General features: G+C 55.3%; 16 protein-coding genes. 3 read left to right on the top strand and 13 right to left on the bottom strand.

Going from position 1 to position 13,115, the window contains the following annotated elements; genetic code table 11:
• The first annotated feature begins 36 nt into the window (after nucleotides 1–36).
• On the top strand, nucleotides 37–615 hold the full coding sequence (locus IPM21_06885) for a sigma-70 family RNA polymerase sigma factor (GenBank protein ID MBK9163633.1): 579 nt from the start codon (nucleotides 37–39) through the stop codon (nucleotides 613–615).
• Between the two features lie 165 nt (nucleotides 616–780).
• On the opposite strand, the gene IPM21_06880 is transcribed toward IPM21_06885, so the two are convergent.
• The 13 genes from IPM21_06880 to IPM21_06820 all read right to left on the bottom strand — a co-directional run bounded on the left by IPM21_06880 (nucleotide 781) and on the right by IPM21_06820 (nucleotide 10,467).
• A complete protein-coding gene (locus IPM21_06880) occupies nucleotides 781–1,833 on the bottom strand; it encodes a 2-oxoacid:ferredoxin oxidoreductase subunit beta (GenBank protein MBK9163632.1) in 1,053 nt (350 codons plus the stop codon).
• Between the two features lie 3 nt (nucleotides 1,834–1,836).
• Nucleotides 1,837–2,613: a hypothetical protein gene (locus tag IPM21_06875; protein ID MBK9163631.1), complete on the bottom strand. Its 777-nt coding sequence runs from the start codon at nucleotides 2,611–2,613 to the stop codon at nucleotides 1,837–1,839.
• A 181-nt stretch (nucleotides 2,614–2,794) separates the two neighbouring features.
• Complete coding sequence (locus IPM21_06870) at nucleotides 2,795–4,726, bottom strand: 2-oxoacid:acceptor oxidoreductase subunit alpha (GenBank protein MBK9163630.1); 1,932 nt, start codon at nucleotides 4,724–4,726, stop codon at nucleotides 2,795–2,797.
• A gap of 6 nt (nucleotides 4,727–4,732) precedes the next feature.
• Nucleotides 4,733–5,026: a type II toxin-antitoxin system RelE/ParE family toxin gene (locus IPM21_06865; protein MBK9163629.1), complete on the bottom strand. Its 294-nt coding sequence runs from the start codon at nucleotides 5,024–5,026 to the stop codon at nucleotides 4,733–4,735.
• Complete coding sequence (locus tag IPM21_06860) at nucleotides 5,023–5,250, bottom strand: addiction module protein (protein MBK9163628.1); 228 nt, start codon at nucleotides 5,248–5,250, stop codon at nucleotides 5,023–5,025. The genes IPM21_06865 and IPM21_06860 overlap by 4 nt, the downstream gene beginning before the upstream one ends.
• A 191-nt stretch (nucleotides 5,251–5,441) precedes the next feature.
• Complete coding sequence (locus IPM21_06855; GenBank protein MBK9163627.1) at nucleotides 5,442–5,903, bottom strand: hypothetical protein; 462 nt, start codon at nucleotides 5,901–5,903, stop codon at nucleotides 5,442–5,444.
• On the bottom strand, nucleotides 5,903–6,268 hold the full coding sequence (locus IPM21_06850) for a DUF2200 domain-containing protein (GenBank protein MBK9163626.1): 366 nt from the start codon (nucleotides 6,266–6,268) through the stop codon (nucleotides 5,903–5,905). The genes IPM21_06855 and IPM21_06850 overlap by 1 nt, the downstream gene beginning before the upstream one ends.
• Nucleotides 6,269–6,357: 89 nt before the next feature.
• Nucleotides 6,358–6,897 carry a hypothetical protein gene (locus IPM21_06845; GenBank protein ID MBK9163625.1) on the bottom strand — a complete coding sequence of 180 codons (540 nt, stop codon included), beginning with the start codon at nucleotides 6,895–6,897 and terminating at the stop codon, nucleotides 6,358–6,360.
• A 64-nt stretch (nucleotides 6,898–6,961) separates the two neighbouring features.
• Nucleotides 6,962–7,732, bottom strand: coding sequence for a hypothetical protein (locus IPM21_06840; GenBank protein MBK9163624.1), 771 nt, complete (start codon nucleotides 7,730–7,732; stop codon nucleotides 6,962–6,964).
• 106 nt (nucleotides 7,733–7,838) lie between these two features.
• Nucleotides 7,839–8,504 (bottom strand): DUF2306 domain-containing protein, encoded by a 666-nt coding sequence (locus IPM21_06835; GenBank protein MBK9163623.1) that lies wholly within the window; start codon nucleotides 8,502–8,504, stop codon nucleotides 7,839–7,841.
• Nucleotides 8,505–8,713: 209 nt separating this feature from the next.
• A complete protein-coding gene (locus tag IPM21_06830) occupies nucleotides 8,714–9,007 on the bottom strand; it encodes a type II toxin-antitoxin system RelE/ParE family toxin (protein MBK9163622.1) in 294 nt (97 codons plus the stop codon).
• Nucleotides 9,004–9,234: an addiction module protein gene (locus IPM21_06825; GenBank protein MBK9163621.1), complete on the bottom strand. Its 231-nt coding sequence runs from the start codon at nucleotides 9,232–9,234 to the stop codon at nucleotides 9,004–9,006. The genes IPM21_06830 and IPM21_06825 overlap by 4 nt, the downstream gene beginning before the upstream one ends.
• A 45-nt stretch (nucleotides 9,235–9,279) precedes the next feature.
• Nucleotides 9,280–10,467 carry a 4Fe-4S dicluster domain-containing protein gene (locus IPM21_06820; GenBank protein MBK9163620.1) on the bottom strand — a complete coding sequence of 396 codons (1,188 nt, stop codon included), beginning with the start codon at nucleotides 10,465–10,467 and terminating at the stop codon, nucleotides 9,280–9,282.
• A gap of 1,047 nt (nucleotides 10,468–11,514) precedes the next feature.
• Here IPM21_06820 and IPM21_06815 point away from each other — a divergent pair.
• Nucleotides 11,515–12,078, top strand: a complete 564-nt coding sequence (locus IPM21_06815; GenBank protein ID MBK9163619.1) for a sigma-70 family RNA polymerase sigma factor — start codon at nucleotides 11,515–11,517, stop codon at nucleotides 12,076–12,078.
• Between the two features lie 24 nt (nucleotides 12,079–12,102).
• Nucleotides 12,103–12,936 (top strand): zf-HC2 domain-containing protein, encoded by an 834-nt coding sequence (locus tag IPM21_06810; protein MBK9163618.1) that lies wholly within the window; start codon nucleotides 12,103–12,105, stop codon nucleotides 12,934–12,936.
• The last annotated feature ends 179 nt before the right edge of the window (nucleotides 12,937–13,115 follow it).

Below are 13,115 nucleotides of genomic sequence, written 5' to 3'. Positions count from 1 at the left end.
AAAGACGCCGATTTCAAGGCCGTCCCGGAGAAAAAAATGAGCGAGAACACACCAGAGATCTTCGAAGCCGAAGCGATGCAGCACATCAATGACCTTTACCGGACCGCTCTGCGGCTGACCCGCAACCGGATCGATGCCGACGACCTCGTGCAGGAGACCTACATGCAGGCGTGGAAATCGTTCGATCAGTACGAGCCCGGGACGAACTGCCGTGCCTGGCTCTACAAAATACTCTTCAATAAGTACGATCATCACCGCCGGAAAATGATAACGCGGGCGAAATACGTCACCGAGGCAGACGACCTGGTTTTCGAGCTCTCGCCGGGAACGGAGCCGGTCCCGGAAACGTTGACCGACCGCGAGGTTATCGAGGCTCTCAACGCCCTTCCCGAACATTACCGTTCGGTCGTCCTGCTCGCCGATGTTCACGAATTCGACTACAAAGAAGTAGCCGAGATCCTTCAGATCCCGATCGGCACCGTTATGTCCCGCCTCTCGCGGGCCCGCACCCGCCTTCGCCAAGCCCTCGCCGCAACGGCCGTCGCCTACGGCATCGGCACCGCACCATCAACCTCGCGGGCGACCAATCCCGGCCGAGCACACGCCCGGACCTGATCGTCGTTACGATCGAAACGGAGCCGCCGATGACCTCCGCTCGATCGAATCATCGACACCCAGTTAGAGCTTAAGTAGTGATAAGTCCCGAACCACTCGCCAAAAATTGAAAATGCCCTTCGCGTTAACGAAGGGCGGTACGATCGGTCTGCATTTTGGCCGCGGCTATCGGAGGCCGGCGTTGAGTTTTTCGAGGGCGGCCGAGCCGGGGCAAAGGTCCGCTTCCGCGAGCGAATTAAGCGGCTGTTCGGTGGTCTCGAGCAGTTCGTGGAGCTCGGTCGAATTCTCGTTGATATAGAGCAAACCGGTCAGGATCTCGTCCCGCCGCTTTGCCTCGCGGACGGCGTTCGTCGCCGAGAGCCGGTCGGTCGGGTCCCAATCCTTGGCGAGTTTATTGAGGTGAATGACCGAGCCATCGTGCATCGTCAGGTCCTTGACCGAACCCGATTCGTAGCTGGTCTTTATCTCATGCATCATCGGGATGAAGTCCATAGTCGCCGTCGCGGCCATATGCTCGCGGACGTAGTCGTATGACTTGGTCGAGCCCGAGTTGTTGTTAAAGGTGACGCACGGGCTGATCACGTTAAGAAACGCAAAGCCGTTGTGCCGCATCGCCGCCTTGAGTAGCGGCACGAGCTGTTCCTTATCGCCGGAGAAGCTCTGCCCGACGAAGGTCGCCCCGAGCTCGATCGCCAGGCTCGCGAGGTCGATGGCGGCAAAGAGGTTCTCGTGGCCCGTCTTGTTCTTCGAGCCGGCGTCCGCGGTCGCCGAGTCCTGCCCCTTGGTCAGGCCGTAGCAGCCGTTGTTCATCACAAGATAGACCATCTTGAGGTTGCGGCGGACGACGTGGACGAACTGGCCCATCCCGATCGAGGCCGTATCGCCATCGCCCGAAACACCGAAATAGAACAGGTCGCGGTTGGCGAGATTGGCACCGGTCGCGACCGAAGGCATCCGGCCATGGACGGAGTTGAAGCCGTGCGAGTTCGACAAAAAATACGCCGGCGACTTCGACGAACAACCGATGCCCGAAAGCTTCGCCACCTTGTGCGGCTCGATATTCATCTGCCAGCACGCTTCGACGATCGCCGCGTTGATCGAATCATGCCCGCAGCCGGCACAAAGCGTCGAGAGCGAGCCCTCATAATAATCGACCGTGTACCCAAGGTCGTTCTTCGGCAACGCCGGATGTCGGAATGTGGATCTTACGTAGGTCATATGTCATTTAGAGCCCTGAGCAGCCATTTGTTTGGCGAAGATTCGCGTACTTAAGTCATAAAGATCCGGAAAGGTGTTTGCCGGAAAAACGTCGTGGCCACCAGGAAACTGGCGATATTCATGAGGTATCTTCCGATCAAACATCAACCCGGCGAGATCCCGATTTGGCTTGAACAATCCAAGCTCGTCCTCGGTGCCGCAATCAAGATAGAAGAATGGCAGATCCTTTATTTTTTCGGTCGGGTATTGGGAAAATAGCTTGAAGAGGTCGTTGGCGTCAACGGTAGACCGGTCTTCACCATCACCAAATACAGTTGTCAGCGTTTGTTTAAGGAACGGAATTGACGGCAGATCGGTGGTATCGTGAAACGCAGTAACATTAACAGCACCGCTCCATGAGACCGCTAGAGAAAATAGTTGAGGATATTTTATCCCAAACTTCAACGCTCCGTATCCACCCATCGATGATCCGGCGACAGCCCGCCCGCGTCTTTCGGCGACAGTTCGAAAATTCTTGTCCACTTCCGGTATCAGCTCTTTAATGATGTACGATTCCCACTTATCAGCGGGCTTGGTCGCGCTATCCGTGTAAAAGCCGGTTCCTCCCTCGAGAAACACCATTATTACCCGCTGCTTGTCAGTGTACTTTGCAGAGGTCAATTTAGTTATCTTATGGCTACCACCGAGTCCGTGCATCATGTAAATGACTGGAAAGCGGGCTTCTTTGTCGATCTCGTAGTTCGCCGGGAAAATAACGTTATACGGGATCGGCCGCCCCATCAAATCGCTGTTGACTTGGAAGGATTTGATCGCTGGCTGCGAGCCCACCGAATCAGGCGACGGGCTTGGTTTCGGCTGCTGGGCATACCCGACTAACGAAACCCAGAGAAGGAAACTGAACAACAAAGCTGATTTCTGAATCGATAGCATTTAGTTAGACCCCTTTATCTGCCGGTAGATATTATCCGCGGTGATCGGCATGCCGTCGTAGTTTAGGACGGAGATGAGCTTCGACGCATCGATGCCGAGTTCGATCATCATCAGGCTGCGGAATTGAGCGTCGCGGTTTTGTTCGATGACGAAGATGCGTTCGTGAGCATCGACGAATTCCTTGAAACGCTCTGCCGAACGGGAATGCACGCGGACGCATTGCATCAAGCGCAATTCCGTCAGCGGCAAGCATTTCGATCGCCTCTTCGGCGGCGTAGATCGAAGTTCCGAAGAAAATGACGCCATTGGGGTGTCCGGTAACGACCGCTCCGGGTTCCGATTCGTGTCTCATTCCCGGGCTGAAGAATACCGGCTGCGGCACGAGTTCTTTCGCCGTATCCCACTTGCGGGCAAGCCGGTCGACGTTGCGTTTGTAGGCTTCGCCGTCCTCGGTGTAAACGCCGTATTCGTCGCGGGACGAGCCGCGGGTGACGAACGCACCGCGGGTTGCATTGGTGCCGGCGATCGTCCGATACGGAATGCCATCGTCGTCGATATCAAGATAGCGGCCGAATTTGCCTTTGAACTGTTCGAGCGGCTGTCCGGCCGTTTCGTTGCTGCCGTCGTGGCCGGGCAGGTCGGCGTGGTGGCCGCCCGCGTCGCCGTTGGTCGAGGCGGCGTCAAGGCTGGAAGCTCGCGAACCCAAGGCCGATGCCGCAGCGATCTGATCAAGCTGTTCGCCGGTCAGGGTCTTGCCCCGGTCGTATGCTCGCGAATCGTCCCAGACGAGCGGCTCGGTGATGTGGTCGTTCATCCCGAGGTCGAGGTCGGTCATTACGATCACCGGCGTTTGCAGCCGCTCGGTCAGGTCAAAGGCATCTGCGGTCATTTCAAAGCATTCCTTTGGCGATGCCGGGAAGAGCAGCGGGTGCTTTGTATCGCCGTGCGAGGCATAGGCGGCGAGCAGAATGTCAGACTGCTGCGTCCGCGTCGGCATTCCGGTCGAAGGCCCGGTTCGCTGCACATCGATCAACACGGTCGGCACCTCGGCAAAATAGCCGAGCCCGAGGAATTCGTTCATCAGCGAGACGCCCGGGCCGCTTGTAGCCGTAAAGGCTCGGGCGCCGTTCCACATCGCGCCCATCACCATGCCGATCGCGGCGAGTTCATCCTCGGCCTGGACGATCGCATAGTTGTTGCGGCCCGTTTCGGCATCGACGCGGTACTTCGCCGCATAACTCGCAAAGGCATCGACGACCGAGGTCGAAGGCGTTATCGGGTACCAAGCGGCGATCGTCGCCCCGGCATAGACTGCGCCCATGGCACAAGCCGAATTGCCGCTATAAAGGATCTTGTCGCCGAGCAGATCGCGGCCTTCGACGCGGAGCGAGAAGGGATACTCGAAGTTCTCCTTGACGTAATTCACTCCGAGATTCAGTGCCCGAATGTTTGGCTCGATCAGCTTTTCCTTGCCCTTGAATTGTTCGCCGATCAATCCCTCAAGCATGGAAAAATCGATATCAAAAAGCGTTGCGAGAGCACCGACATATACGATGTTTTTGAATAGCTGCCGCTGGCGGGCATCGGTATATTCGGCATTGCAGAGCGCCGTCATCGGTATGCCGAGATGCGTTATGTCCTCGCGGGCATATTCGGGCGAAAGCGGCTTCGTGTTGTCGTAAACAAAATAACCGCCGGGCAGAACGTCCGCGTAGTCCTTCTTCATCGACTGCGGATTGACCGCCACCATCAGGTCAACGCCCTCACGCCGGCCGAGATAGCCCTTTTCCGAAACGCGCACCTCATACCACGTCGGCAGGCCCTGAATGTTCGAAGGGAAAATGTTCTTCGGCGTAACCGGCACGCCCATCCGAAACACCGCCTTCGTAAACAAGGCATTAGCCGACGCCGACCCGGTGCCGTTAACGTTAGCAAACCTCACTACGAAATCATTTATTTTCATAGAAACTTAGCGCCGAAGACCGAAGTCGGGGTGCTGTTTGTGATGCCGAACCGTGGTCACACGGATGAGGGTCTTGCTGACGATCCTGTAGACGATCTGATACGGAAATCGGTCTAGATCTACACATCGAAGCCCTTTTGCGATAATGCGATAGGACTCGGGATTCGACTTCATGCGCTCGATCTTTGCCTGAATCTGGTCGATAAGATCGTCAGCAACTTCGGCTCCTGCCTCGTTCAGATAAAAGTCGAGTGCTCGCTTCACGTCCCGCTCAGCGGCAGAGCTAAGGACAACTCTCATTTGCGAACGTATTCTCTAAGCGACGTGAAGAATTGCTCCTCGGTCATAACCGTTTCAGGGTTTTCATCCATTTCGCGGTCGCGGCGCAGCGCTTGCTCGACCCAGTTTTCGTCGTCATCAACAAGCGGCGATGGCAACGATGCTATCAGTTTATTTGCGAGCTTTCCGCGTTCTGATACGGGCAACCCAAGTGCAAGTTCTTCTACATCTGCGATCGTTGACATATTTTTGACCTCGAGTGAATTATATCACTTGCGGCCCTGGAAAAACCCAGTCGCTACAACTCCCGGTTCTGACGCTTCTTACTCCGCCTTTCTCAGTATCTGCTCCATCTTCTTACCATTGGCGACGTCGTTGATACGAGAGATAACGGGTACGATGCGAAGGATGATGCGTTTTGTGCCTGGTTTTATGGTCACCTCAAGATTTCATAACCGTGTCTCGCACACGAGTCCGCCAAATTTGCACGGAAGCATTCCGCTTTGAATCCGCCAAGCCGCTTTTTCTTCTCGATAAGAATCGAGGTCGATGCATAAATGAGATTCAGGGCATATGCCGCTACCGAAGGTAGTGGGAGGTTCAAAAGCAGATCGAAATCTGGTCTGACGCTATAGTGCCCGACGTTCTCGAAAAGCGGAGTTCGCAAACCGGTAAGTTTTGAGACGCCGCCTCCGACCTTTCTCTGAAATCGAAAAGGAAACGGCGGACGACGATCTATTCCGAATTGGCTTAGTTCAAAGTCTATCCAGAGGTGCTGCATCATACCTCCGTATTCCTTGCTGACATCCTTCTCGATCAGTGCAAACACCTCACTCAAGAGCCCGGCAATAGCTTCAGTCTCGAGATCACAAACGTTTGCATTGAAGTTTACGTCCATTATGGCATCGGCGTCTCCTTCCGCAATATTTTCTCCATCTTCTTGCCCTTGGCGAGCTCGTCGATGAGTTTGTCGAGCCAGCGGATCTTTTGCATCAGCGGGTCTTCGATGTCTTCGACGCGGATGCCGCAGACGACACCTTTGATCAGCGGGGCGTTGGCATTGAGCTTCGGCGCCTTTTCAAAGAACTCGCGAAAGCTGATCTTCTTTTCGATCACCTTTTCAAGGCCCTTCTGCGTGTACCCCGTCAGCCAGCGAATACACTCATCCACCTCGTCCCGCGTCCGCCCCTTCTTCTCCGCCTTCGCAACATAATGCGGATAAACCCCCGCAAAACTCATCGCGAATATTCTCTCGTTTGGCATCACACTGCAATACTATTTGAACGGTTGCCGGTCTTCGCCGCCGTCTCGGTCGTGCCGTTCCTTTAATCGATCCGCTATTTCATCCCCAGCTATAGGTCCGATTTGTTGTTTGAAGCAGGGCGCATAAGCGCGAAAAGTAGAGGCACACCGCCAAGAGCCCCGGTCGACCAAACGGCCCAGTCGAGCGCATACCATGTCGCGGCGCGGGATTGCAGCGCAGGGTCGACTTCGTCTCGAAAGCCGACCGCTTTAATCTCCTCGAAAAGCGGCTCCAGATAAAAACCAGCCACGAGGCCGCCCACCACGAATAAGGCCAAGGCTGCGAGAATAAGCATTCGTCGCGGCGTCTTCCAATTTGCAACAAGGGCTGTTATGAACAGAGCGAAAGTGATCATCGGTAGGGTGCTCCAAAAGGAGCTGCTGTCGTATCGGTACTCTCCCTGCAGAATTGCGAACGAACGCGGCGGGGCTGCCGAGACTGTACTGGCAACCACCGACAGTGCAAACAGTTGGGCGCCAACCTGGACAAACAGACCCGCGACCAGCGCCATCATCGTGATATTCTTAAGATTCAATTCTTTCATGGCGAATTCCTCAATCCGATGTACCGGCTTGATTCGATTTCTCATCCCTGTCTGCTAAGTATGCCGTGTAAATTACGTCAGCCACCCATTAAAGTCAATGACTTCTTCCTTACCGTTGACCCGGAATAACCACTTCTTTCTTATTCAGAAGCCCGGTCGATAGCAATAAAACGAGCATGATCACAAAGCTTGCGCCGAAGGTGATAGGTTCATTAAATGAGCCCACGAAGGCGGTTGATGGATTCATAAGCTTATATGTCTCAAGAATTGCACCGACCAGGATACTAGATGCCGGCATTATACCGGTCACCAGCAACGGCCAATTGTTTCTTCGATCTTTAATGAAAAAGAGTATCCCGATAATAAGACGAATAACGAGACCGGTTATCGCGGCATAAGCGAATCGGTAAAAAGTTTCCGGGCCCTCGATCTTGAACTGCGGTACAAAGGCGAGAAGCGTGAAAAACAGAGCGACCCCCACGAATGCCAGCACCGTACTCAAGAGAAACGCTCCGTGCAATGCCCTTCTTTTCCTAAAAACAAACGCAAGCAGGATCAGGATCGCCACTTCAAACGTGCCCATCACGTTTTGCACAAACAAAGGGTCGCCTTTACCGGAGATCACGCCCTTATTCGCGGAATGAATTGTCATTACCGCCGTAGTCGCGACGAACAAAGGCCCAAAGAAAAGGATCAAGAGCCCGATCCTCTTATGACTCAGGAAGCCTTTTTTTCCGATGAGGTTGAGTTGAAGGAGCAGTAAAATTAGCCAGACAAAGACCGTGATGACGTGGAAGTAGTGGTATGCACTAGGTTTTGCCTCGGGACCGAAAAAGATATTCCAAAAGCCGCCGGCGCTGGCAACCATCGCACCGATCACGAGAGCGTACTCAAATCTGTATTTCCTAAGATTCGTCATTTCGGATACGCTGTTGCCGCCATCCTGCGTATCATCTGTCTCTTGTTAAACGGATCAATTGCCTAAATCAAGTCGGGCGTTGGAGCGTCTCTGGCTTGAGCTCATTGCTAGACCCTGCGCTCCACTGCAAAGCAATTTCACAGATAATGAGAGGGGCGACCCACGAGAGCCAGATGGACGCATTGCCACCGCCTATTTCCTCAACGCCGGGAACTCTTGTCACGAGTCGACAGAAGACAAAGGACCAGACCAGCACATAGCTGCGGATCATCCAATCACGGTGCGAGTCGTAACGTCCGTTTCTCACCGCTCGGAAAGCCATTCCCGCGGCCAGCAGCCAAGCGATAGCAAGAGTCAGCAGCGAGATGGTTGTATTAGTAAAGACGCTTCCGCCGACGTCCTTGTGCGCGGTGCTGCTGGTAATGACTATTGCGGAAATTGCGCCTAGGCCTCCGCCAATGAGATACGTTCGGCCAACGAGTTTGTGAAATCGAAAGAGTTTGCCTGAAGTTCCGATGTACAGGTTGGCCAGGCCGAGGAACAACATCACCGTTCCGCCCCCCACATGGAAATACACCAAACCAAAATGGCCCGTGTGCTTTTCAGTGCCCGTACTCGTGAACATCGCCACATCAGGCGCGATCACCCACCATGCCCAGGCACTAGAAATCAATCCCAGAGCCAGAAGAATGCCCGAGAGTGTCCATCTGGACTGCTTCGGAGATGTCAACATAGTATTCAACTCCTTTAGTTCATCGATCTTTCACTATCCTGCTGCGTCCACGCTTACTCCTTCTATGGCATCTATAACGCACGCTTTCGCGCCCTATCCAGTCCTTTCTATCTGCACGAAGTTACCGTACTTGACCTCGCCGGCTTTGGTTACGTTGTACCAGAATTTTTGCATGTCCCAGGCGGCGGTCGGCCAGAGTTCGGAACCCGTCACTGGGTTCTATCGCTCCAGTAGAATGGTTTGCGGCTGAAATGTGCGACCGCTACAACTAACACGTCCTGTTCACGAATCTCATACACAACACTGTAGGGAAACCTGTGCGTCAGACAACGCCTCGTGTTATCCGTAATGCAAGGCCAGGAATTTGGGCTGGCTGTCACCCGGTTGATCGTCGCAAACACCTCTCTTGAAAAGCGAAGCCCAAGGCCCTCGCTGGATTTCTCATAGAACGCTACGGCGTCGATGAATTCCAGGCGAGCTTCGGGATGAAATTCGAAGTTCATTTGCCGAATCGTTCTTCAATTTCTGCGAACACCTGTTCGCCCGGAATTGTTTTTACCCTGCCGGAGCGTACTTCTTCGACGCGACGCTCGATCTCGATCTTCCAAAGCTCGTCGATCTCCTTTTGTGAGGGAGAGATGCTCTCCAAGAGCCTATCTACCAATTCGAGTTTCATGTCGATCGGCAGCATCTCCGCTCTCTCTATTATGTCTTGAGTTTCAGTGGTCATACCCTTTTGCCTCGCTAACTATACCGCAACGAACGAGAAGAGATTTCACGTATGCGGTTGTGAGCTGCCGTTCCCGTTCCGTGTTATCTGGACGAAAGAGCCTGCTCCTTTTGGGCCGTATTTTACCTCGCCGGCTTTGGTTACGTTGTACCAGAATTTTTGCATGTCCCAGGCGGCGGTCGGGCAGCGTTCGGCGCAGAGTCCGCAGTGGAGACAGACGTCTTCGTCCTTGGCCATGATGCGGCCGGTCTTGAGGCCATCGGCGACGTAGATGTCTTGAGTAAGATTCAGCGCAGGAACCTTTAGCCGCGGACGCAGTTCGTCTTCCTCGCCATCGGTCGTAAACGTAATGCAGCTCGTCGGGCAGATATCGACGCAGGCGTCGCACTCGATGCACTTCGGCGCGAAAAACACCGTCTGCACATCGCAGTTAAGGCACCGCTCGGCCTCTTTGTAACCGGTCAACCGGTCAAAGCCGAGCTCGACCTCCTGCCGCCGGTTGCGGAGCGTGATGGCCTTTTCCGCCTGCGGCACGGCGTAGCGCCTGTCGTGGTCGATGGCGCTGTCGTAAGCCCATTCGTGAATACCCATCTTCTGGCTCTGGAGGTTGACCGTCGGCGGCAGCCTCTTCATCAGGTCCTCGCCGCGGCAGAAAAGGTCGATCGAGACCGCGGCCTGGTGCCCGTGGGCGACCGCGGTTATCACATTCTCCGGGCCAAAGGCCGCATCGCCGCCGAAGAAGACCTTCGGGTTGGTCGAGCGGAACGTCACTTTATCAAGCACCGGAACGTCCCATTTGTCGAACTCGATCCCTAGGTCTCGCTCGATCCACGGGAACGCGTTCTCCTGCCCGATCGCGACCAGCACGTCGTCCGCCGGATAGAAGACCTCGGGCTCGCCGGTCGGCACAAGGCTCCGCTTCCCGCTCTCGTCGTAAACCGCCTCGACTTTTTCAAAGAGAATCCCGCGGAGTCTCTTATGCAGCGTGGTGTTTGCCGAGAGAACCACCCCGTCCGCCGAAGCGGCGTCCACCCCTCCTTCGTAAGGAGGGGAGCCTTGTTTCGCGGCGCCAGTTCCGTAGCCCTCCGGAGCTGGATTCCCGGCTGACCACTGACCACCGACCCCTGACCACTCTTCGTCGGTCGCAACGACGAAGCTCTTCGGCACGTGGTTGTCGATGATCGGGATGTCCTCGTGCATCGCGTCCTCTTTTTCCCAGGGGCTGGCCTTCATCGTCTCAAAGGGCGAGCGGACGATGACCTTCACATCCTCGCCGCCCAATCGACGTGCCGTCCTGCAGCAGTCCATCGCGGTGTTTCCGCCGCCGAGCACGATCACGGTCTTGCCGATCTTTTCCGTATGTTCAAATGCGACGCTCGAGAGCCAGTTAATGCCGATATGGATGTTCGCCGCACCTTCCTGACGGCCGGGAATGTTCAGCTCGCGGCCGCGCGGTGCTCCCGTCCCGACGAAGATCGCGTCGTAGTCCTTCTCAAGCATTTCCTTCATCGAGGAAACGTAGTGTTTGAAGTGCGTGTGAATGCCGAGCCGGAGAATGTAATCCACCTCTTCATCAAGCACCGATTCCGGCAGCCGAAAAGCAGGTATCTGCGACCGCATAAAGCCGCCGGCCTTTATCTGCTCGTCGTAAAGATGTAGCTCATAGCCGAGCGGGGCAAGGTCGCGGGCGACCGTCAGGCTCGCCGGGCCGGCACCGATCAATGCGATCTTTTTGCCATTCGCCGGAAACGGGCCTTGTGGCATATATGGGATAACGTCGTCGCGGTTGTCGGCCGCAACCCGCTTGAGCCGGCAGATCGCCACCGGTTCTTCCTCCACACGCCCGCGGCGGCAGGCCGGTTCGCACGGCCGGTCGCAGGTGCGGCCAAGCACGCCGGGGAAGACGTTCGAATCCCAGTTGATCATATAGGCCTCGGTGTATCGGCCCTCGGCGATCAGGCGAATGTATTCCGGCACCGGCGTATGGGCCGGGCAAGCGTGCTGGCAATCTACAACCTTGTGGAAGTATTCGGGGTCGGCAATGTCTGTTGGCTTCACGTGAGTTTTTTCCTGCCTGTAAATGAGGTCTCTCCGCTGCGGTGCGGGTAATGGGCCCAAGGCCGTCCGGGCGGCATCGGCAATGTAACATAAACATAATATAAACGGCCCCGTGCTTCAATAAATTTCCGGCGCCGAAGGAATATTTTCGCCTTGCGGGAGTATTCTTGAATTGTGCGGGCCGGAAGTTCCAATGGCCATGCGCGATCGGATTTCGGCTTTATGGGTTGGTTTCGTGAAAACAACGAGGAAAAGTGGGAGGCATTTGCCGAAGAGGCGATGCCCCACATGCCTGATCTTTACCGGGTTGCGGTCTGGCTGACCAAGAACCGCGTCGAGGCCGAAGACCTTGTTCAGGAAACGATGTTTCAGGCACTTAAGTCCTTCCATCGCTATGAGATGGGGACAAATTGCCGGGCTTGGCTGGTGACGATAATGTACAACCTCAATTACAAGAGGATCGCCAAGCTGACCAAGATGAAGCTTGTCGATGATCCTGAAGAAAGGCTCGCCGAGACCGTCCCGTTCGAGCCTTCGGTTCCCGAAAGCCTGACCGATGAGACGATCATCTCAGCATTGAAAGCGGTGCCGGACAGTTTCAGAAGTGTTGTCGTGCTCTCGGACGTCGAAGAATTTTCTTATAAGGAGATCGCTTCTATTTTGGAAATCCCGATGGGAACGGTGATGTCGCGGCTCTACCGCGGACGCCGTATCCTGCGGCAATCCCTTGCGGGCCAAGCTCGCGAATATGGCTTTGTGGGCGGGCTTCAGGCGGCCGAGGGTTGATCAGAAGCGATCATTGTGAAAGTTATGCAGTGCAGTGAATTCAGAGAACTTTCGGAGGCTTATCTCAGCGACGAACTGCTCGTCGAAACGAACCTCCAGGTCTATCGCCATATGGAATCGTGCCCGAAGTGCCGCGAGGACTTCGCCGCCCGCCGAGTTCTTCGCTCGCGAATGCGCGATGCCGTCGCCGCTTCGCCGGAGTTCGCGATCCAACCGGCCTTTGAAACGCGAATGAATGCCCAGCTCCGCGAGGAGGCGTTCAAGGGCCGCGGCTGGACGTCCGTATTCACCTCGGCGAAGATGCTTGTCCCTGCATTCGCTTTAGTATTGGTGACAGTGTTTGGGGGAATTGTCGGCCTGCGGCTGCTCGAATCGAGTCCGCTCGCCGCCGATCCTTCGCTGACGACATTCCTCGCTGAGACATCGGCAAAGGCCGTTGGAAGTCACGATCATTGTGCACTTAAGAAGATGGCACTTTGGGATTCGAAGGAGTTACCAATAGAGGAAACGGCCGGGCAGACCGCCAAGGCAGTCGCCGAACCGATCCGAGCAAACTTTGCCAGCGACGTCGAAATACTTCATTCGCACGATTGTTTGTTCGAGGGTAAGCGGTTCTCGCACGTCATCGTTCGCCGGAGCGGCCACGTCCTTTCGGTCTTTTTCGACCGCGAAGGCAAGGTCAGCGGGCTCGGCAGTGCGGGTGGCCACATCGTTTCCGAGCGAGAAAAAGGAATGCAGGTCGCGAGCTTCATTGCTCCGGTCGGTGCCGTGTTTGTTGTCTCGGACCTGTCTGAGGCCGAAAATCTCGACACCGCCCGGGTCCTTTCCGATGCATTTCGGAACCGCAGTCCTGTTTGATCGAATACTCCGGTAGAAAGTGCGTTCATAGCACCTCCTTTTGCGAGCGGCCTAAACCGCTCGCCTTTTTTATTGTATCCTTATCTCATATCAAAAAGAGCCGGGCCGGCCCGAGGGCGTTCATCGCCCGGCATGCGATAATTTTCTTTATTCGGAGCGATCATCGACTATGAACCCTC

The organism is Acidobacteriota bacterium (assembly GCA_016716435.1).
In the GTDB taxonomy this organism is placed as follows: Bacteria; Acidobacteriota; Blastocatellia; order Pyrinomonadales; family Pyrinomonadaceae; genus OLB17.
Note: the sequence above shows the minus strand (reverse complement) of the source record. Positions and strands in the feature narration are given on the sequence as shown.